Annotated in this window: 18 protein-coding genes; 8 read left to right on the top strand and 10 right to left on the bottom strand. The window is 70.9% G+C overall.

The annotated features are described in order from the left end of the window. Positions 1–23 precede the first annotated feature (23 nt). Positions 24–1,022: a FecCD family ABC transporter permease gene (locus tag ACGFX9_RS25885; protein ID WP_393476479.1), complete on the bottom strand. Its 999-nt coding sequence runs from the start codon at positions 1,020–1,022 to the stop codon at positions 24–26. A gap of 142 nt (positions 1,023–1,164) precedes the next feature. Between ACGFX9_RS25885 and ACGFX9_RS25880 the strand changes: the two genes are divergently transcribed. Then, positions 1,165–1,794: an HAD family hydrolase gene (locus tag ACGFX9_RS25880; protein WP_393476476.1), complete on the top strand. Its 630-nt coding sequence runs from the start codon at positions 1,165–1,167 to the stop codon at positions 1,792–1,794. Here ACGFX9_RS25880 and ACGFX9_RS25875 read toward each other — a convergent pair. Beyond that, the gene (locus ACGFX9_RS25875; protein ID WP_393476473.1) at positions 1,787–2,038 is read right to left on the bottom strand and encodes a hypothetical protein; all 252 of its coding nucleotides are present in this window, start codon (positions 2,036–2,038) and stop codon (positions 1,787–1,789) included. The two genes, ACGFX9_RS25880 and ACGFX9_RS25875, sit on opposite strands and share 8 nt — an antisense overlap. Before the next feature lie 171 nt (positions 2,039–2,209). Here ACGFX9_RS25875 and ACGFX9_RS25870 point away from each other — a divergent pair, with 171 nt between their 5' ends. Continuing rightward, on the top strand, positions 2,210–2,593 hold the full coding sequence (locus tag ACGFX9_RS25870) for a cold-shock protein (protein ID WP_076685560.1): 384 nt from the start codon (positions 2,210–2,212) through the stop codon (positions 2,591–2,593). Here ACGFX9_RS25870 and ACGFX9_RS25865 read toward each other — a convergent pair. The 4 genes from ACGFX9_RS25865 to ACGFX9_RS25850 all read right to left on the bottom strand — a co-directional run bounded on the left by ACGFX9_RS25865 (position 2,590) and on the right by ACGFX9_RS25850 (position 6,184). Continuing rightward, complete coding sequence (locus ACGFX9_RS25865) at positions 2,590–3,489, bottom strand: 1,4-dihydroxy-6-naphthoate synthase (protein WP_393476470.1); 900 nt, start codon at positions 3,487–3,489, stop codon at positions 2,590–2,592. The two genes, ACGFX9_RS25870 and ACGFX9_RS25865, sit on opposite strands and share 4 nt — an antisense overlap. Next, complete coding sequence (locus tag ACGFX9_RS25860; protein WP_393476617.1) at positions 3,482–4,063, bottom strand: futalosine hydrolase; 582 nt, start codon at positions 4,061–4,063, stop codon at positions 3,482–3,484. The genes ACGFX9_RS25865 and ACGFX9_RS25860 overlap by 8 nt, the downstream gene beginning before the upstream one ends. 85 nt (positions 4,064–4,148) lie before the next feature. Beyond that, positions 4,149–4,661, bottom strand: coding sequence for a hypothetical protein (locus tag ACGFX9_RS25855; protein ID WP_393476468.1), 513 nt, complete (start codon positions 4,659–4,661; stop codon positions 4,149–4,151). Between the two features lie 107 nt (positions 4,662–4,768). Further along, entirely contained in the window at positions 4,769–6,184 is a 1,416-nt protein-coding gene (locus ACGFX9_RS25850; RefSeq protein ID WP_393476465.1) for an MFS transporter, read from the bottom strand. A gap of 323 nt (positions 6,185–6,507) precedes the next feature. Here ACGFX9_RS25850 and ACGFX9_RS25845 point away from each other — a divergent pair, with 323 nt between their 5' ends. The 3 genes from ACGFX9_RS25845 (at position 6,508) to ACGFX9_RS25835 (ending at position 11,825) form a co-directional block, all read left to right on the top strand. Next, positions 6,508–7,446, top strand: a complete 939-nt coding sequence (locus ACGFX9_RS25845) for a DUF3027 domain-containing protein (protein ID WP_393476463.1) — start codon at positions 6,508–6,510, stop codon at positions 7,444–7,446. A 185-nt stretch (positions 7,447–7,631) separates the two neighbouring features. Continuing rightward, positions 7,632–10,775 (top strand): sacsin N-terminal ATP-binding-like domain-containing protein, encoded by a 3,144-nt coding sequence (locus ACGFX9_RS25840; RefSeq protein ID WP_393476460.1) that lies wholly within the window; start codon positions 7,632–7,634, stop codon positions 10,773–10,775. Positions 10,776–10,991: 216 nt separating this feature from the next. Then, positions 10,992–11,825, top strand: coding sequence for a calcium-binding protein (locus ACGFX9_RS25835; RefSeq protein WP_393476457.1), 834 nt, complete (start codon positions 10,992–10,994; stop codon positions 11,823–11,825). Between the two features lie 16 nt (positions 11,826–11,841). Here the strand turns inward: ACGFX9_RS25835 and ACGFX9_RS25830 are convergent, their stop codons facing one another. Continuing rightward, the gene (locus ACGFX9_RS25830; RefSeq protein ID WP_393476455.1) at positions 11,842–14,244 is read right to left on the bottom strand and encodes an HAD-IC family P-type ATPase; all 2,403 of its coding nucleotides are present in this window, start codon (positions 14,242–14,244) and stop codon (positions 11,842–11,844) included. A gap of 114 nt (positions 14,245–14,358) precedes the next feature. Further along, complete coding sequence (locus ACGFX9_RS25825) at positions 14,359–14,628, bottom strand: DUF2530 domain-containing protein (RefSeq protein ID WP_393476453.1); 270 nt, start codon at positions 14,626–14,628, stop codon at positions 14,359–14,361. Positions 14,629–14,850: 222 nt separating this feature from the next. Here ACGFX9_RS25825 and ACGFX9_RS25820 point away from each other — a divergent pair, with 222 nt between their 5' ends. Next, positions 14,851–16,299, top strand: coding sequence for an NCS2 family permease (locus ACGFX9_RS25820; RefSeq protein WP_393476450.1), 1,449 nt, complete (start codon positions 14,851–14,853; stop codon positions 16,297–16,299). Between the two features lie 53 nt (positions 16,300–16,352). Here the strand turns inward: ACGFX9_RS25820 and ACGFX9_RS25815 are convergent, their stop codons facing one another. Further along, entirely contained in the window at positions 16,353–16,535 is a 183-nt protein-coding gene (locus tag ACGFX9_RS25815; protein WP_367043109.1) for a ribbon-helix-helix protein, CopG family, read from the bottom strand. A 143-nt stretch (positions 16,536–16,678) separates the two neighbouring features. Between ACGFX9_RS25815 and ACGFX9_RS25810 the strand changes: the two genes are divergently transcribed. Together ACGFX9_RS25810 and ACGFX9_RS25805 are read left to right on the top strand one after the other, a co-directional pair. Further along, positions 16,679–17,116, top strand: coding sequence for a MarR family winged helix-turn-helix transcriptional regulator (locus ACGFX9_RS25810; RefSeq protein WP_393476447.1), 438 nt, complete (start codon positions 16,679–16,681; stop codon positions 17,114–17,116). Positions 17,117–17,178: 62 nt separating this feature from the next. Continuing rightward, positions 17,179–18,519, top strand: a complete 1,341-nt coding sequence (locus ACGFX9_RS25805; protein WP_393476444.1) for an MFS transporter — start codon at positions 17,179–17,181, stop codon at positions 18,517–18,519. A gap of 16 nt (positions 18,520–18,535) precedes the next feature. Here the strand turns inward: ACGFX9_RS25805 and ACGFX9_RS25800 are convergent, their stop codons facing one another. Further along, the gene (locus ACGFX9_RS25800; RefSeq protein ID WP_393476442.1) at positions 18,536–19,042 is read right to left on the bottom strand and encodes a GNAT family N-acetyltransferase; all 507 of its coding nucleotides are present in this window, start codon (positions 19,040–19,042) and stop codon (positions 18,536–18,538) included. Positions 19,043–19,230 lie beyond the last annotated feature (188 nt).

Genomic DNA, 19,230 nt, shown 5'->3' with positions numbered 1-19,230 from the left:
GCGGAACGCCTGCCCACAACGGTTCACGCCGCAACCGCCTTCCGGCGCACCAGCGTCACCAGGAACGGCACCCCGATGAGCGCGGTCATCACCCCGGCGGGCACCTCACTCGGCGGGAAGATCACGCGCCCCACGGTGTCGGAGACGAGCAGCATGACGGGCCCGAGGACAGCGGCCATGGGCAGCACCCAGCGGTGGCCGCTGCCGACGATGGCGCGGGCGATGTGCGGGACGGCGAGCCCGATGAACGCGATGGGCCCGGCCGCCGCGACCCCCGCCCCGGTGAGGACGGTCGCCCCGAGCCCGCCGACGATCCGCACGGTCGCGACCTTCTGCCCGAGCCCCTTGGCGACGTCCTCGCCGAGCGCGAGCGCGTCGAGCCCCCGCGCCACGGACAGCACGAGCACCAGGCCCACCAGCAGGAACGGCCAGATCTGCCCGACGATCTCCGCGTCACGCCCGGAGAGCGAGCCCACCTGCCAGAAGCGGAACTCGTCCAGGGCTGAGGCCTTGGTGGTGAGGACCGCGGTGGTCAGGGACACCAGCAGGGCGTTGATCGCGGCGCCGCCGAGGGCGAGCTTCACGGGGGTCGCCCCGCCGCGTCCGCTCGCGGCGATCGCGTACACGGCGACGGACGCGATGCCCGCGCCCGCGAAGGCGTACCAGACGTATCCGGTCAGGGTGTGCACCCCCGCGAACGCGATCGCCATGACGACCCCCACCGAGGCGCCCTGGCTGACGCCGAGGATGCCGGGGTCGGCGATGGGATTGCGGGTGATGCCCTGGAGGACGGTGCCCGCGAGGGCGAGCGCGGCGCCGACCATCAGGCCGATGAGCGTGCGCGGCACCCGCATCTCGCGGACGACTTCGGCGGCGGCGCTGTGCCCGCCGTGCAGCAGGGCGTCGATGACGGCGGAGGGTGCGATCGCGCGGGCGCCGACGGAGAGGCTGAACAGGACCGCGAGCAGCAGGGCCACGACGGCCGCCGTCATCGCGACGGCGCGTCTGGCTGGCACACGCATCGGCTGAGCTCGTTTCGGGGTAGCGGGGGATCGGGAGTGGCGGTGAAGGCGGTGTGCTGAACGCAGCACAGGTAAGGCTTGGCTAAGACTAAGGCGACCTTAAACCCGGGCCCCGGCCCCCGGGCCTCGGCACAATGGACCCATGACCTCACGCGTTCTGACGGTCGGCTTCGACCTCGACATGACCCTGATCGACTCCCGCCCCGGCATCAAGGCCGCCTACGAGGCCCTGTCCGCGGAGACGGGAACGTACATAGACGCCGACCTCGCCGTCACGCGGCTCGGCCCGCCCCTGGAGGAGGAGCTGCGCAACTGGTTCCCCGCGGACCGGATCGAGGAGATGGGCGACCGCTACCGTGAGATCTATCCCACATACGCCATCGCCCCCACGCCCGCGCTGACCGGCGCCCGCGAGGCCGTGGCGGCCGTCAGGGCCCACGGCGGCCGGGCGATCGTGGTGACCGCCAAGCACGAGCCCAACGCGAAGCTGCACCTGGCGCACCTCGGCATCGAGGCGGACGCGGTGATCGGCTGGCTCTGGGCCGAGGCGAAGGCGGAGGCACTGCGCGAGCACGACGCGGCGGTGTACGTCGGTGACCACACCGGTGATGTACGCGGCGCGCGTACGGCGGGCGCGCTCTCCGTCGCGGTGGCGACCGGGCCGTGCGACGCAGCGGAACTGCGCGCGGCGGGCGCCGACACGGTGCTGAGCGACCTGACGGAGTTCCCCGCCTGGCTCGCTTCGTACGTCGCTGACGCCGCCGCTAAGTAGTCGTCGATTTGGCCTCGCGACGCTGAACGGCGATACCGCGCAGCACTCCCGCCCCGGCGATGAGGAATCCGACCCCCATCAGCATGCACACCGCGTACGCGATGGACGGAAAGGGATCGGTGCCGAGGAACAGCGGGGCCACCGTGACCAGAGTGGCCACGGCTCCGACGAAGAAGACGATTGCTCCGGTCCGGACCAGGCCATCGCCCGGTCCGGCGGAATTCCCTTGGGTTTTGTCACGCACCCGACCAGGGTAGTTCCCAGCGCGAAGGAAGAATCCGGGGACGTCTTGTCACCCGCTCCCGGACCAATAGTCTTGGTTCCGGCGGGTCGGGCGACCCGCTGTAGTGCTATCCAGAGCCGTTTTCCGCGGCATAGACGCGTACGACGACAAGTACGAGGACGAGGACTTCAGGTGCCTACCGGCAAGGTCAAGTGGTTCAACAGCGAGAAGGGCTTCGGCTTTCTCTCCCGCGATGACGGCGGCGACGTCTTCGTGCACTCCTCCGTACTGCCCGCAGGCGTCGACACACTCAAGCCCGGCCAGCGCGTCGAGTTCGGCGTCGTCGCCGGCCAGCGCGGTGACCAGGCCCTCTCGGTGGCGATCCTCGACCCGACGCCGTCCGTGGCGGCGGCGCAGCGGCGCAAGCCCGACGAACTGGCGTCCATCGTCCAGGACTTGACGACCCTCCTGGAGAACATCACGCCGATGCTGGAGAAGGGGCGCTACCCCGACAAGGCGTCGGGCGCGAAGATCGCCGGGTTGCTCCGGGCAGTGGCGGACCAGCTGGACGTCTAGCGGAGAGTGCCGAAGCTCAGGGCCCCTGGGCCGAGCGCCGGGACCAGGCCCTCCGCCGCGGCCCGCGTCAGGAGTCCGCGGATCGCCGCGTAGCCGTTCTCGCCCAGGTCGGCCGTGAACTCGTTCACGTACAGGCCGATGTGCTGGTCGGCGACGGCCGGGTCCATCTCCTGGGCGTGCTCCGTCACGTAGGGGCGGGACGCCTCGGGGTCGTCCCAGGCCATGCGGACCGAGGCGCGGGTCGCGTCGGCGAGCTGCCGCAGGCGCTCCGCGCCCAGCGACCGCTTGGCGATGATCGCGCCGAGCGGGATCGGCAGCCCCGTCGTCCGCTCCCAGTGCTCGCCCATGTCCGCCAGGCAGTTGAGCCCGTAGTTCTGGTACGTGAAGCGCGCCTCGTGGATGACAAGGCCCGCGTCGACCTTCCCGTCCCGCACCGCGGGCATGATCTGGTCGAAGGGCAGCACCACGATCTCGCCGACCCCGCCGGGCACGCTCTCCGCGGCCCACAGTCGGAACAGCAGATACGCCGTCGACTTCTCGCTCGGCACCGCGACCGTCTTGCCCGTGAGGTCGGCGCCGGTGCCGGGCTCCCGGGTGAGCACCAGCGGCCCGCAGCCACGCCCGAGCGCCCCGCCGCACGGCAGCAGGGCGTACTCGTCGAGGACGTAGGGCAGCACGGCGTACGACACCTTCAGGATGTCGAACTCGCCGCGCTCGGCCATGCCGTTGGTGATGTCGATGTCGGCGAAGGTGACGTCGAGCCCGGGAGCGCCGGGTACTCGCCCGTGGGCCCAGGCGTCGAAGACGAACGTGTCGTTCGGGCAGGGGGAGTAGGCGATCCGCAGGGGCTTGTCGTGCTGCTCGTGCTGCTCGTGCTGCGTGGGCGATTCAGTCATGCCTGTTCCAACTCTCCAGTACGGGCGTGAATTTCCCGAACGCGTCCCCGAGCGCGCCGAGCGCCTCACCGATCCGCCAGGCACCGCGGTCCCGCGGCCCGATGGCGTTGGAGACGGCGCGGATCTCCAGGACGGGCAGTCCGTACGCGGCGGCGGCCTCGGCCACGCCGAACCCCTCCATCGCCTCGGCGAGCGCCCGCGGATGACGCCGCCGCAGCTCGGCGGCGCGAGCGGCGGAACCGGTCGCGGTGGAGACGGTCAGGACGGTGCCGGTGAGAGCGCCACAGGCGGCGGCCATCTCCCGTACGAGGGAAAGGGGTGGCTGGTGGGTGACGGCGCCGAAGCCCAGTTCGGTGACGGGAAGGAAGCCGTCGGGTGTCTCGGCCCCCAGGTCGGCCGCGGTGATCTCGTCGGCGAGCACGAGTGAGCCGAGGGGCGCGTCGGGCTGGAATCCGCCGCCGATCCCGGCCGAGATCAACAGGTCGTACGGGGCGCGCGCGAGGGCCGCCGCGGTGTGCGCTGCGGCTGCCGCGGGGCCTACTCCGACGGCGACGGCCTCGGCGTGAGCGGGCATCCGGCCGACCACCGCGTCCCGTTCGGCGGGGACGGCGGTGGCCACCAGGATCCGCGGGCCAGTGGAGATCAACGGCGAGGAGATGTCAGGCGTCGCCGTTCTTGAGCTGGAAGTTCCAGACGCCCTTGTACTTCTGGCCGGTCTTGTCCTGCTCCACGATGCTGACGTAGAGCTTGTCCGGCGCGGGCTGGCCCTGCTGCGGCGCGAAGAGGTCGATGCCCTCGAAGGCGTAGTACGTCTTCTTGGAGGGGTTGTTGGCCTGCTGGCCGTTTACCCACAGAGTCCAGCCGGTCTTGGCCACCTCGGGGTCGACGCCGATGCGCAGCGTGTCGCCCTGGTGCAGGGTGATCGACTTCGAGGCTTTCTTCAAGGCGCACTTGGTGGCCTTCGCGCGGCCGATGTCGTCGCCGTCGTCGTAGCAGGTGGCATCGGAGTGCACCGAGTCCTTGCCGACCGTGATGGTGGCCAGCGGCGTCGGCTTGTCACATGCGGACAGGACGAGAAGTCCGGCGGAGACAGCACCAAGAGCGGCCACGGCGCGGCGGCGGCGCGGCGAACTGTGGCGATTGGCGGCTCCGCCGCGGGGCAGGGAGGTCATGGCCGAAGGCTATCGGGCGCCCTGCGTGCTCCTGCCACGTGGGGGGTGCGGCGTGCCGCGGTCATGTCGACGCTTTCGTGCCCCCTGTGTCCCCCTGTGGCTCCCGCTCAGGCCACCCGCGGGCGCCGTCTTCCGCCGTGCCGGGCCGCCGAGAGCAGGCCCCGGGCGGTGGAGAGCCATCCGATGGCGACGATCGCCGCGGCCACCGAGAAGCCGAGTGACCCGTTCAGCGGAAGGGCCATGCCGATGCCGCCGCCCACCACCCACGCCACCTGAAGGATGGTCTCCGAGCGGGCGAAGGCGGAGGTCCGCACGTCTTCCGGCACGTCCCGCTGGATCAGCGCGTCCAGGGAGAGCTTCGACATGGCCTGCGCGAAGCCCGCCACCGCGCCCAGGCAGGCCACGCCCACCGCCCCGAAGAACACGGCCGCGGTGATCGCCACGCCGAGGACGACGGCGACGGCGGTCACGATGATGACCTCCGGCGCCCGTGATCTCAGACCGGCGCCGACGGCCGTGCCGAGCGCGTTGCCCGCCCCGGCGGCGACGCCCACTATGCCGAGCGACACCGCGGCGCTCTGGCCACCGAGGGGCTCCTCGCGCAGCAGGAAGGCGAGGAAGAAGATGAGGAACCCGGAGAGACAGCGCAGGGCGGCGTTGGCGGTGAGGGCGTGGGTGACGGCGGGGCCGACCGTACGCAGTCCCATGCGCCGCTTCTTGTACGTGTCCGACGCGGCTTCGGTGCGGGAGTGCAGATGCAGATGCTCCTCGTCGGCCGCGAGCAGCGCCTTGCTCTCGCCCTTCGCCGAGTCGACCTTCGGCGGCAGTGAGAGGGAGAGGAACATCCCGACGAGGAAGATCACGAAGGCGCCGTAGAGCGGCCAGCGCGGCCCGAGCGCTTGCAGCCCCGCGCCGATGGGAGCCGCGATCCCGGTCGCGAGGAGGCCGCCGAGGGTGACTCTGGAGTTGGCCTTGACCAGGGAGAAGCCCTGGGGCAGCAGCCGGGGCACCACGGCGCTCCGTACGACCCCGTACGCCTTGGAGGCGACCAGGACGCCGAGCGCCGCCGGATAGAGCTCAAGGCTCCCGGTGATCACCGCCTCGGACAGCATCAGGGCGAGGAGGGCGCGGGCCAGCATCGCGGCGGCCATCGCGTAGCGGCGGCCGTGCGGGAGGCGGTCGAGCAGGGGGCCGATGATGGGGGCGAGGAGGGTGAAGGGCGCCATGGTGATGGCGAGGTAGAGGGCGACTCGGCCGCGGGCCTCGTCCGTCGGCACGGAGAAGAACACGGTCGAGGCGAGCGCGATGGTGACCATGACGTCGCCCGCGCCGTTCACGGCGTGCAGTTCGATGAGCTTGCCGAGCCCCGACTCGCCCGCCCCGTGGGCGTGCGTGGCCTTGCGGATGCCGCGGGCGGTGCCGGTGAACGGCAGGTGCAGGGCGCGGCCGACCCAGCGGGCGGCCCGGTTCAGCACCGGGCTGCGTCCGCTGACTCCGTGGGACGTCGACCTTGCGGCAGCCACCTCGTCATAGTGCCCCCTAAAGGCACGTTGTACGGGTGGGTGGGTGGGAGAAACGCCGCGAAGCGGCAAGAGAAGGGGCCCCGAGGCAGGGGGGCGGGCACGCCGGTGTAGGCCCAGGGGCCAGGAGAAGGTAGCGTGCGTAGCGCGCCTGCGGCGGTTGTTCTTGGCCGCGCGCCTCTCGGTCATCCCGCAGAATGGATGACGTAGGTGCGCCCGAGGACGTTCGGGCGCGGACGTCGACGCGGCCCTCCGGTCCGCTCCGTCCGCACCCCCGCGTACTGGGTGGCGCACTCGTGAGACGGCGTAATGGAGAAGCGATACCTGTGAGCGCAGCGACAACGCGAAGCCGTACCCCGCGTACCCCGCGTACTCCCGACCGCCTGTGCGCCGAGGCGGTGGGACTGGCCCGTGACGCGGCCGAGGAGGCCGCCGCGCCCGGTGTGGTCGGTGAGCACGTCGAGGTCGTGGTCGAGGGCGACCGCGTCGTCACGCACCTGTTCGAGTGCAAGGAATTCGGCTACCGGGGCTGGCGCTGGGCCGTGACGGTGGCCCGCGCATCGCGCGCCAAGGTCGTCACGCTCGACGAGACGGTGCTGCTTCCCGGCCCTGATGCTCTGCTGGCCCCCGAGTGGGTGCCGTGGAGCGAGCGGCTCCGCCCCGGTGACATGGGTCCGGGGGACCTGCTGCCGACCGACGCCGAGGATCTGCGCCTCGAACCCGGCTTCTCCGGCGAGGAGGAACCGCCGCCGAACTCCGTGTTCTCGGAGGAGATGGCGGAGCTGGTCGAGGCGGAGGACGCGGAAGTGACGGCGGGTTCGCCCGCCGAGCTGCCGGCGGCTCCGGCGCGCGGCTCGATCGCCGCGATCGCCGACGAGCTGGGCATGCGCCGTGCGCGGGTCCTGTCCCGGTACGGCCTGCATGCCGCGGCCGACCGCTGGGAGGAGTCGCACGGCGCGAAGACGGCGATGGCGCAGGCGGCGCCCGCGTCCTGCGTCAGCTGCGGCTTCCTTGCCCCGATCGGGGGATCGCTCGGGCAGGCGTTCGGGGTGTGTGCGAATGAGTTCGGCCCTGCGGACGGTCATGTGGTGTCCCTCGCGTACGGCTGCGGGGGTCACTCGGAGGCAGCCGTCATGCCGAAGCCGCCGCGGCCGGCGGAGCCGGTCCTGGACGAGACCCGGGTGGACGCCATGCCGCTGAGGCCAGCGGCGGATTCGGGCTCGGTACCGGTGGACGGGGCGCCGGAGGAACTCGGCCACTCCTGAGCTCCTGCTGGGGGCGGCGGATTCGCGGAGCCCCCTGCGGGCGGGGCTGACGGTGTCTCTGCTCCTGCTCCTCGCGCCCGTATCCCCGCAGGTGACCCCCAGCCAGGCGGCGACGTACCGGGCATCGGGGGAACCCCGCGACGCGGTACCGTTCGGCCCGCGAACCGAGCGAGGGAGACGACACCGTGAGCAAGACCGTGCGGCCGGCGGCCGAGGGTACTGACCCGTTCGGCACGGCACGGCTCCGGCGGGGAGTTCTCGATGCCTGGGCGGCCAGTCCTGCCCGGTTCAGGGAGGACGCCAACGCCGAGGAGGACCTCGCCCTCGGCGGCTACCGGGACCGGCTGATCGTCGAGCTCGCCCAGAACGCCGCCGACGCGGCAGCGAGGGCCGGGGCTCCGGGACGCCTCGCCCTCACCCTGAGGGACGGAGTCCTCGCCGCCGCCAACAACGGCGCCCCCCTCGACGCCACCGGCGTCGAGTCCCTCTCCACCCTCCGCGCCTCCGCCAAGCGCGAGGAGCAGAACAACGGCGCCGTCGGCCGCTTCGGCGTCGGCTTCGCCGCCGTGCTCGCCGTCTCGGACGAGCCTGCCGTCGTGGGGCGTACGGGCGGGGTCCGGTGGGCGTTGAGCGAGGCCAGGGAACTCGCCGCCGACACCGCGCGGTTCAGCCCCGGCCTCGGGGACGAGATCCGCCGCCGCGACGGGCACGTGCCGCTCCTGCGGCTCCCCTTCGCCGCCGAAGGAACCGCCCCGGAGGGGTACGACACCGTCGTCATCCTGCCCCTGAGGGATGCCGCAGCCGAGGATCTCGTCCTGCGTCTCCTGGACGGGATCGACGACGCGCTGCTCCTCGCTCTCCCCGGGCTTGAGGAAGTCCTCGTCCAGGTCGGCGACCACGCCCCCCGCACCCTCCGCCGTACCGCCGAGACCGGCTACGTCGACGTATCCGACAGCCGCGACGGCGACACCCGCTGGCGCACCGTCAGCCACCAGGGCCCCCTGGAGCCGAAGCTCCTCGCCGACCGGCCCGTCGAGGAGCGGCTGAGGCCCCACTGGGCCGTCACCTGGGCCGTCCCCACCGACCGCGAAGGCGCCCCCCAGGCGCCCCGCAGCGCCCCCGTACTGCACGCGCCGACGCCCAGCGACGAACCGCTCGGCGTGCCCGCCCTGCTCATCGGCTCGTTCCCGCTGGACACCACCCGGCGGCACGCCGCGCCCGGGCCCCTCACCGACTTCCTCGTGCAGCGCGCGGCCGACGCGTACGCCGAACTCCTCGCCGACTGGCGGCCCGTGGGCGAGGGCATCATCAGCCTGGTCCCCGGCCCCCTCGGCAGGAGCGAGCTCGACGGCGCGCTGCGCCAGGCCATCCTCGACCGGCTGCCCCGCACCCCCTTCCTGCCGCCCGCGGTCGAGCCCGTACCGCCGCGGGACGTCGCGCCGGACGTGCCCGAGTGGGAGCTGCCCGTCGCGCTGCGGCCGCGTGACGCGGAGGTCGTGGAGGGCGCGGGCGCCGAGACCGTACGCGTGCTCGCCGACGTGCTGCCCAGCCTGCTGCCCGCGGGGCTCGAACGGCGCGCCGAGCTGCGCACCCTCGGTGTCGCCCGCGTCCCGCTGACCGAGGCGATCGACCGCCTCGCGGGGCTCGAGCGGGACCCGGGCTGGTGGCGGCGGCTGTACGACACCCTCACCGGCGTCGACCCCGACCGCCTCACCGGGCTCCCCGTGCCCCTCGCCGACGGCCGCACCACGATCGGGCCCCGCCAGGTCCTGCTGCCCCTCACCGGCGACGACAGCGACCCCGCCGCCCTCGCCCGCCTCGGCCTCAAGGTCGCGCACCCCGACGCCGTGCATCCCCTCCTGGAGAAGCTCGGCGCGCTGCCCGCCACGCCCCGCGCCGTCCTGACGACCCCGCAGGTCCGCGCCGCCGTCGCCGCCTCGCTCGACGACGACACGTGGGACGAGGACGCCCTGGACGCCGAGGAGCTCGCGGACATCGTCCTCGCGCTCGTCCGCGACGCGAACCTCTCGCCGGGCGACGAGCCCTGGCTGGGCGCGCTCGCCCTCCCCGACGACGAGGACGGCGACCTGGCCCCCGCCGGTGAACTCGTCTATCCAGGAAGCCCCTTCGCCCAGGTCATGCGCGAGGACGAACTCGCCACCGTGGACGCCGAGCTCGCCGAGCGCTGGGGCGAGCAGCCCCTCGCGGCCTGCGGTGTCCTCGCCAACTTCGCCCTTGTCCGCGCCACGGACATCGTGCTCGACCCCGACGAACTGGAGCCCCGCGAGGGCGACTTCGCCGAGCCCGACGACGCCGGTCTGCTCGACGCGGTCGACGTGTGGTGCGAGGACGTCCTGGACCGACTCCCTGAGACACCCGTCCCGCCGGTCGCCACCGAGATCATCGCCGTACGGGATCTGGACCTGGTCGACGAGGACCGCTGGCCCCAGGCCCTCGCGATGCTCTCGCGCCCGCCGCTGCGGGACGCGCTGACGCAGCCGCTGCGGATCCTGCTCCCGGACGGCACGACGGAGACCGTCCGCTCGTACACGGCGTGGTGGCTGCGCGGGAATCCGGTGCTCGGCGGTCGGCGTCCCGCCGGTCTCCGGGCCTCGGGCGGTGACCCGCTGCTCGAAGGTCTCTACGACGCCGCGGACGCCGCCGGGTTCGACGACGAGCAGGTGCTCCGCGCTCTCGGCGTCCGCACGTCGGTGGCCGCCCTCCTGGAGGAGCCGGGCGGCGCGGCAGAGCTGCTCGACCGGCTCGCGGACCCGGAGAGGACCGTTTCCGCGGCCCAACTGCACGCGCTGTACGGCGCCCTGGCCGATCTGGACCCGGAGCAGGTGACGCTGCCGGACGAGGTGCGGGCCGTGGTGGACGGTGAGGTCGTGGTCGTCGACGTGGCGGACGCGGTCGTCGCCGACGCCCCCGACCTGCTGCCGCTCGCGGAGGGCGTGGCGCTGCTCCCCGTGGAACCGCGCAAGGCGCGCGACCTGGCCGAGCTGTTCCAGGTGCGGGGCCTCAGCGAGACGGCGGCGGTGGAGCCGGCGGGGGAGGGCGCCGAGCATCCGGTGCCGGAGTCCGTCCGTACGCTGCTCGGTCCTGCGACCCCGACGACGTACATCGAGTACGACGAACTGGTCGCGGGCGGCGTCGACCTCGACTGGCGGCGGACACCGGACGGCACCGTCCACGCGTCCACCCTGGAGGGCGTGGCCGCGGGTCTGGCCTGGTCGGCGGGGCAGTGGCCGCGGCGCTTCGAGGTGGCGGCGCTGCTGGAAGATCCCTCGCGAACGGATGAGCTGGAGCGGGACCGCTGGTTCGACTGAGGGCCGGGGCGCCCCGAAGGGGCGCGGGGAACTGCGCGGCCAGCCACGACGCACCCGCGGACAAGAATCCGGCCCGGTCACAGAATCTTCACTTCCCGTACAACCAGAGGCCCCCGTCGAGAGTCTGATCTTCCGAGTCAACAGACTCCTAGATCACCGGGCCCCGCGTGACAGCCCCCACGCACCGCGGAGCCCCCTTCCCACCTGGGGAAACACATGCGCATCCGTGCCACCGTGGCCGCACTGTCCGGCACCCTGGCCCTTTCCGCACTCGTCGTCCCGGCCGCGCAGGCCGCCGACGGTCCGTCGTCCACCCCGCGCCTCGCCGCGAAGGCCGTGCAGGCCGTGGAGGGTGCGAACGTCGGCGACACCGAGATCACGAAGGTCTCCGTCAACGGCGGCAAGAACATCGTCGTCGGCACCAGCAACAAGGTGCAGTTCTCCGTGGCCGTCACCGCCACCGACCCGTCGGGCATTGGGGCCGGCAGCGCCTTCCTCTACCACGGCGACATCGACGCCGCCGACGGCCTCCTGACGCCGGACGACTACAACGGCACGTGCAAGGTCATCAACACCACCACCTCGACCTGCACCGTCACCATCACCGTCGACCCGGTGGGAGACCTCTACAACCACCTGGCCGGGTCGGGCTGGAAGGTCTACGCCGCCGCCGGCGCGAACGACGGTGACCGGGCCGAGGTCGAGGCGTACAAGTCGAACGCCAGCCTTCAGCGCAACGCCCGCCTCACCACCAACGCCTCCCCCGAGCCCATCAAGAAGGGCAAGACCCTCACCGTCACCGGCGCCCTCACCCGCGCCAACTGGGACACCTTGAAGTACGCGGGCTACACCCAGCAGCCCGTGAAGCTCCAGTACAAGAAGAAGGGTGCGGCCTCCTACTCCACCCTCAAGACCATCACGTCCGACTCCAAGGGCAACCTGAAGACGACCCTGACGGCCTCCGCGGACGGTTACTACCGCTACGTCTTCGCCGGTACCTCCACCACCCCGGCCGTCACCTCGACCAGCGACTTCGTGGACGTCAACTAGTCTCCACGCCGGAGCATCACGCCGGAAAGCGGCGGCCCACCCAGCGGAAGATGACCTCGATGATCAGTGAGGCCGCCGCCGCGATCGCGACCGCCGACCATGGCATCGTCGTGCCGACCAGCTTCAGCTGGAAGAAGTCCTGAAGCCACGGCACGGTCAGTACCAGCAGGAAGCCGAGACCCATCGCGCCGAGCAGGCCGAGCCGCCACCACGTGTAGGGGCGGGCGATGATCGCGAGGACCCACATGGCGATCAGGAACAGCGCCAGCGTGGCCGCGCTGGTCTCGGCTTCCCGTGCGCCCGCGCCCGCGTAGTGGTGCCGCGCCAGGAGGTACGTACAGAAGGTGGCGACGCCCGCGACGACCCCGCCCGGGATCGCGTACCGCATGACCCTTCGTACGAAGTGGGGCCTGGCCCGCTCCTTGTTGGGGGCGAGGGCGAGGAAGAAGGCCGGGACGCCGATCGTCAGGGTCGAGAGCAGCGTCAAGTGGCGTGGCAGGAACAGGTACTCCACCTGTGAGCAGACCACCAGCAGCGCGATGACGACGGAGTAGACGGTCTTCACCAAGAACAGCGTCGCCACCCGCGTGATGTTGCCGATGACCCGGCGTCCCTCGGCGACCACGGAAGGCAGCGTCGCGAAGCTGTTGTTCAGGAGCACGATCTGGGCGACCGCCCGCGTCGCCTCCGAGCCCGAGCCCATCGAGACGCCGATGTCGGCGTCCTTCAGGGCCAGTACGTCGTTCACGCCGTCGCCCGTCATCGCCACCGTGTGGCCGCGTGACTGGAGGGCGCCCACCATGTCGCGCTTCTGCTGCGGGGTGACCCGGCCGAAGACCGCGTTGTCGTCGAGCGCCTGGGCCATCTCGCCCTGTTCCGTGGGCAGTCGGCGCGCGTCCACGGTGTCCTTGGCGCCCGGCAGACCGAGCTTCCCGGCCACCGCGCCCACCGAGACCGCGTTGTCGCCGGAGATGACCTTGGCGCTGACGTCCTGCTCCTCGAAGTACCGCAGGGTGTCGGCGGCGTCCGGGCGCAGCCGCTGCTCCAGGACGACCAGGGCGGTGGCGCGGGCGCCGGAGGCCACGTCGGGGTCGTCGAGTTCACCGGCGGCGCGGGCCAGGAGCAGCACCCGCAGGCCCTGTTCGTTGAGGCTCTCGATCTCGGTGAGGGACGGGTCGCCGTCGGGCAGCAGCACGTCGGGCGCGCCGAGCAGCCACGTCGAGTCGTCGCCGTCGCCCTCGGTGAAGGAGGCGCCGCTGTACTTGCGGGCCGAGGAGAAGGGCAGCGACTGGGTGCAGCGCCACTCCTCGCTGTCGGGGTAGGAGTCGATGATCGCCTGGAGCGACGCGTTCGGCCGCGGGTCGGATTCGCCGAGGGCGCCGAGGACTTTACGTACGTACGCCTCGTCCGCGCCGCCCAGCGGGCGCAGCTCGGTGACGTCCATGCCGCCCTCGGTGAGGGTGCCGGTCTTGTCGAGGCAGACCGTGTCGACGCGGGCCAGGCCCTCGATCGCGGGGAGTTCCTGCACCAGGCACTGCTTGCGGCCCAGACGGATGACGCCGATCGCGAAGGCGACCGAGGTGAGCAGGACGAGCCCCTCGGGGATCATGGGGACGATCCCGCCCACGGTGTAGGCGACGGACTCCTTGAAGTTGTCGTCCTTGACGACGAGCTGGCTGATGATGAGGCCGATCGAGGTCGGGATCATCAGCCACGTCACGTACTTGAGGATCGTGGAGATACCGGTGCGCAGCTCGGAGTGGACGAGCGTGAAGCGGCTCGCCTCTTCGGCGAGCTGCGCCGCGTACGCCTCGCGGCCGACCCTCGTCGCGGTGAACGCGCCGCCGCCCGCGACCACGAAGGAGCCCGACATCATCTTGTCGCCGGGCTTCTTGATGACCGGGTCGGCCTCACCGGTCAGGAGGGACTCGTCGACCTCGAGGCTGTCGGTCTCGACCGCGTCGCCGTCCACGGGGATCTTGTCGCCGGGCCCCAGCTCCACCAGGTCGCCGAGGACGATCCGGGAGGTGGAGATCTCGGCGGCCACGCCGTCGCGCCGCACGGTCGGTTTGGCCTCGCCGATGACCGCGAGGCTGTCCAGGGTCTTCTTGGCGCGCAGCTCCTGGATGATGCCGATGCCCGTGTTGGCGATGATCACGTAGCCGAAGAGGCTGTCCTGCATCGGCGCGACGAAGAGCATGATCACCCAGAGCACGCCGATGATCGCGTTGAAGCGGGTGAAGACGTTCGCCCGGACGATCTCGGTGGTGGAGCGGGAACTGCGGACGGGTACGTCGTTGACCTCGCCGCGAGCGATCCGCTCGGCCACCTCGGCGGCGCTCAGACCCCTCGCGCGTCCGGTGGGAGGAGCCACCGGGTGGACCGGGTCGAGCTCGGCGCCCGCGTCGATATGCGTCATGGCATCGACGGTACGGGCGGTATGGGGCCTTCACCCCTTGAGCGGCCCAAAGATCCGACCACGGTAGGACAGGGACACTCCCGTGGTTGTACGCGCGACTCCCCGCGGCGCGTGCTATTCCGCCGCCGTCGCCGCCCTGCTCTCCGCGTCCCGCTTGATGGCGGCCTCGCGGCCCCGCACGTACCAGATGCCGATCAGGCCGAGGCCCGCGCCGGCCAGGCAGGTCCACACCCACCAGGTCGTCCCGCGGTCGTCGAACCAGCCGTAGAACGGCAGCTGCGCCAGGAAGAGGACGAACCAGAGGATCGTGCCGCCCGTGATGGTGGCGACGACGGGGCCTTCAAGGGGCTCGGGCGCCTCGTGCTTGGGGGTCCACTTCTCCATGGCTACAGCTTACGAGTAGCGGGGGCGGGGCCTTCCGCGGGCCGGTGGGCCCTGATGCCCCAAGGGTCTACGCGCGGAGATAGCGATTTGAGCCTTATGTATTCATACTGAAACGGCTCGTTAATGGCTGGTTGTTTTCGTAAGAACAAACAAATCGATCAGCAGTCACCTTTTAACGATCTTCCCCCTTCTCTGCGTTTCTCTGAGTCCACGAGGTCCCGCATGCCTTCCTCGGCCACCACACCGGTCGACGCCAGCAAAGAGCCGCCGAAGCCCCCGCAGGGTGGCCTGGACGGCTACTTCAAGATCACGGAGCGGGGTTCGACCCTGGCCAGGGAAGTCCGCGGCGGCTTCGCCACCTTCTTCGCCATGGCCTACATCATCGTGCTGAACCCGATCATCCTGGGCAGCGCCAAGGACATGTACGGGCACCAGCTCGACAACGGCCAGCTGGTGACCGCGACCGCCCTGGTCGCCGCCTTCACGACGCTGCTCATGGGCGTCATCGGCAACGTGCCGATCGCGCTCGCCGCCGGACTCGGCGTGAACACCGTGGTCGCGCTCCAGCTCGCGCCGCGCATGTCGTGGCCCGACGCCATGGGCATGGTCGTCCTCGCGGGCTTCGTCGTGATGCTGCTCGTGGCGACGGGACTGCGGGAGCGCGTGATGAGCGCCGTGCCGCTCGGCCTGCGCAAGGGCATCGCGATCGGCATCGGCCTCTTCATCATGCTGATCGGCCTGGTCGACTCCGGCTTCGTCTCGCGCATGCCGGACGCCGCGCACACCACGGTCCCGCTCCAGCTGGGCGGCGACGGGCACCTCAACGGCTGGCCCGTGCTCGTCTTCGTACTCGGCGCGCTGCTCACGCTCTGCCTGATCGTGCGCAAGGTGCCCGGCGCGATCCTCATCAGCATCGTCGTCATGACGATCGCCGCGGTGGCCATCAACGCGGTCGCGACCGTCCCCTCCTGGGGCCTGACGACGCCCGAGTGGCCCGGCAACCCCGTCGCGAGCCCGGACTTCGGCCTCATCGGTCAGGTCAGTCTGTTCGGCGGCTTCGACAAGGTCGGCCTTCTCACCGGCATCCTCTTCGTCTTCACCGTGCTCCTGTCCTGCTTCTTCGACGCCATGGGCACGATCATGGGCGTCGGCGACGAGGCCAAGCTGACCGACGCACGCGGCAACATGCCCGGCATGAACAAGGTCCTGTTCGTCGACGGCATCGCCGTCGCCGCCGGTGGCGCCTCGTCCTCGTCGGCCACCACCTGCTTCGTGGAGTCCACCGCGGGCGTCGGCGAGGGCGCCCGTACGGGCTTCGCCAACATCGTCACCGGCGGTCTCTTCACCGTGGCGCTGTTCCTCACGCCCATCGCGACGATGGTCCCGTCGCAGGCGGCCACGCCCGCGCTGCTCGCGGTCGGCTTCCTGATCCTTTCCGGGTCGATCGGTCAGATCGACTGGGCGGACTTCACCATCGCGATCCCGGCGTTCCTGACGATGGTGATGATGCCGTTCACGTACTCGATCACGAACGGCATCGGCATCGGCTTCGTCAGCTTCACCGTGTTGCGTCTGGCCTCGGGCCGCGGCCGTGAGGTGCCGGTCGCGATGTACATCGTGTCGGGCGTCTTCGCCTTCTACTACCTGATGCCGGCGCTCGGCCTCACGTAAGGCGACCGGGTTCTGCGCATACACCTTCTGCGCGTACATCTACGGGGCGGCCATCAGGCCGCCCCGTAGAACTTTTCCGTCTCCTCGACGGCGCTGCGGAAACGCTCGTCGAAGTCACCACGGATGAGCGTCCCGACGACATAGTCCTGGACGCTCATACCCCTTTTCGCGGCGTGCTGCTTGAGCCGGTCGAGCAGCTCACCGTCTATTCGCAGGCTGAGCACTGTCGATCCCATGCCTGCCAGGGTCGCTGCCGCCCCGCTCGCCTTGTCTCACTTTTCGAAGCCGCCTCACTCATATGGGTGACGAAAGGCGTCACTGGACGGGAGTGTGGGAACCGAGTGGTCTTTAGCGAGAGTAATGAGTTATTCTAACGAACATGCCGGACCTCTCCCATGGTGACGACGCCGCCGCCGTGAACTCCCTGCGCTCCGCCGTGATGCGCCTGTCCCGTCGACTCAAGCACCAGCGGGTCGACGAGTCGCTGAGCCCGACCGAGATGTCGGTGCTCGGCACCCTCGCCCGCTGCGGCCACGCCACTCCCGGTGAACTGGCCCGCAAGGAACATGTGCAGCCGCCGTCGATGACCCGCATCGTCGCGTTGCTCGAAGCCAAGGGTCTCGTCCGTCTTCAGCCGCACCCCGAGGACCGCCGCCAGAAGGTGGTGACCCAGACCGAGACCGCCGAGGCCATGCTCGAGGAGAGTCGCCGCAAGCGGAACGCCTGGCTTGCCTCGCTGACCGCACACCTCGACGAAGACGAGTGGGCGCGCCTGCGGGCCGCAGCACCTGTCCTGGAGAAGCTCGCGCATCTGTAAAGGCATATCTCTGTAGACCACGGGCCGACAAGGCCGTACGACGCCAAGGAGGCGAACCCACTTTGAGTACGGGATCCGGAGCAGACTCCGCCCCCGTCCCAACCGCCCTCGACAAAGCCCCCGCCGCCAAGACGTCGATGTTCAGCTCGCTGAAGATCCGCAACTACCGGCTCTTCGCCTCCGGCGCCGTCGTCTCCAACACCGGCACCTGGATGGCCCGCATCACCCAGGACTGGCTGGTCCTGAGCCTCACCGGCTCCTCGGCCGCGGTCGGCATCACCACCGCGATGCAGTTCCTGCCGATGCTCCTGTTCGGCCTGTACGGCGGCGTCATCGCCGACCGCTTCGCCAAGCGGAAGCTGCTCTTCTGCACCCAGGGCGCGATGAGCATCAGCGGCCTCTTCCTGGCCGCCCTCACTTTGAGCGGCAACGTCCAGGTCTGGCACGTCTACCTCGCGGCCTTCTTCACCGGCCTCGTCACGGTCGTCGACAACCCGACCCGGCAGTCCTTCGTGTCCGAGATGGTGGGACCCGACCAGGTCCGCAACGCCGTCTCGCTGAACTCGGCGAACTTCCAGTCCGCGCGCCTCATCGGCCCCGCCGTGGCCAGTGGTCTGACCGCCGCGGTCGGCCCCGGCTGGGCGTTCCTCGCCAACGGCCTGTCCTTCCTCGCGCCGCTCACCGGCCTGATGCTGATGCGCACGCGCGAACTGCACCCGACCCCGCGCAAGCCGCGAGGCAAGGGCCAGCTGAAGGAAGGCCTGAACTACGTCTCCAAGCACCCCGAGCTGATCTGGCCGATCGTCCTCGTCGGCTTCGTCGGCACCTTCGGGTTCAACTTCCCGATCTGGCTGAGCGCCTTCGCGGACGACATCTTCCACGGTGGCGTGGGAATGTACGGCCTCTTCAACACCCTGATGGCGATCGGCTCGCTTGCCGGAGCGCTGCTCGCCGCGCGGCGCGGCACCTCACGCCTTCGGCTGCTCGCCGGGGCGGCGATCGCCTTCGGCGTGCTGCAGATCGTGGCGGCCTTCGCGCCCGAGCTGTGGATGTTCGTGGCGCTGATCGTGCCCATCGGCATCCTCGGTCTGACGGTGAACGTCACCGCCAACTCCTCGGTCCAGATGTCCACGGACCCGGAGATGCGGGGCCGCGTCATGTCGCTGTTCATGATGGTCTTCACCGGCGGCACGCCGCTCGGTGGCCCGCTCTTCGGCTGGCTCGCCGACGCCTATGGCGTCCGGGTCAGCATGGCCGCCGGCGGCCTCATCTGCGCCGTCGCCGCGGTCGGCGTGGGCCTGATGCTGGCGCGCGCCGCGAATCTGCGGCTGAAGGTGGATCTGCGGCGCGGGCAGCAGCATGTGCAGTTCGTACCGCGTGAGCAGCTGGCCACGGCGGCGTGAGCCGTTTCCTGTTCGGCTACACCCGCCGGGCCAGGATCTGGCCCGGCCAGGTGCCGTCCTGCCCGAGGAAGGCCTCGGTCCGCGTGAAGCCGTTGCGTTCGTAGTACGCGACGAGCTTGCCGTCACCGCCCGCGTAGCAGTCGACCCGGAGCAGGGAGATCCCCTGACTCCGGGTTTCTTCTGCCGCGTGCGCGAGGAGGGCGGCGCCGGCGCCCGTGCCGTGCCGGGCGGTCAGCAGGTGGATGTACCGCTCCGGTTCGGCCACCGGCGCGAGGTAGGACCCGGGGCCGTCGGTCAGGGTGAGCGTGCCGACGGGTTCACCGCCGGTCTCCGCCATCCAGGCGGAGCCGGTGGTCAGGTACTTCTCGACCAGAGCGACGGTCTTCGGATTCGTCGACCAGGGCTTGTCGCCCCACTGTCCGGTGCGGCCCTGCGAGACGAGCCAGGTGACGGCGTCGTCGAAGAGGGCGAGGACGGCGGGGATGTCGTCGGGGCCGGCGGGTCTGATCGCTATGTGATCCATGCGGTCTTCTCTCCCCACCCGCGGGCTGGTTATCCAGCCTGTCGTGGGGGCCTCGCGCGGCCGTACGCCGAGGGTCTCCCCGCGGCCGTGCGCCGACGCCCTCGCGGAGGGCGGCGACCAGGCTTCGGAGGCGGGCGGTTAACCTCGACTACGTGGACCCCAAGACCAGAAACCGGATCATGGCCGGT

Source organism: Streptomyces sp. NPDC048436 (genome assembly GCF_043200355.1).
In the GTDB taxonomy this organism is placed as follows: Bacteria; Actinomycetota; Actinomycetes; order Streptomycetales; family Streptomycetaceae; genus Streptomyces.
The sequence above is the reverse complement of the archived record's forward strand: the minus strand, read 5'-3'. Positions and strand labels throughout refer to the sequence as shown.

Excerpts from the sequence above, each read along its gene's own strand:
- ACGFX9_RS25885 (WP_393476479.1), bottom strand. The coding sequence starts at position 1,022 with ATGCGTGTGCCAGCCAGACGCGCCGTCGCGATGACGGCGGCCGTCGTG.
- ACGFX9_RS25880 (WP_393476476.1), top strand. The coding sequence starts at position 1,165 with ATGACCTCACGCGTTCTGACGGTCGGCTTCGACCTCGACATGACCCTG.
- ACGFX9_RS25865 (WP_393476470.1), bottom strand. The coding sequence starts at position 3,489 with ATGACTGAATCGCCCACGCAGCACGAGCAGCACGAGCAGCACGACAAG.
- ACGFX9_RS25860 (WP_393476617.1), bottom strand. The coding sequence starts at position 4,063 with ATGCCCGCTCACGCCGAGGCCGTCGCCGTCGGAGTAGGCCCCGCGGCA.
- ACGFX9_RS25855 (WP_393476468.1), bottom strand. The coding sequence starts at position 4,661 with ATGACCTCCCTGCCCCGCGGCGGAGCCGCCAATCGCCACAGTTCGCCG.
- ACGFX9_RS25835 (WP_393476457.1), top strand. The coding sequence starts at position 10,992 with ATGCGCATCCGTGCCACCGTGGCCGCACTGTCCGGCACCCTGGCCCTT.
- ACGFX9_RS25830 (WP_393476455.1), bottom strand. The coding sequence starts at position 14,244 with ATGACGCATATCGACGCGGGCGCCGAGCTCGACCCGGTCCACCCGGTG.
- ACGFX9_RS25825 (WP_393476453.1), bottom strand. The coding sequence starts at position 14,628 with ATGGAGAAGTGGACCCCCAAGCACGAGGCGCCCGAGCCCCTTGAAGGC.
- ACGFX9_RS25820 (WP_393476450.1), top strand. The coding sequence starts at position 14,851 with ATGCCTTCCTCGGCCACCACACCGGTCGACGCCAGCAAAGAGCCGCCG.
- ACGFX9_RS25815 (WP_367043109.1), bottom strand. The coding sequence starts at position 16,535 with ATGGGATCGACAGTGCTCAGCCTGCGAATAGACGGTGAGCTGCTCGAC.
- ACGFX9_RS25810 (WP_393476447.1), top strand. The coding sequence starts at position 16,679 with ATGCCGGACCTCTCCCATGGTGACGACGCCGCCGCCGTGAACTCCCTG.
- ACGFX9_RS25800 (WP_393476442.1), bottom strand. The coding sequence starts at position 19,042 with ATGGATCACATAGCGATCAGACCCGCCGGCCCCGACGACATCCCCGCC.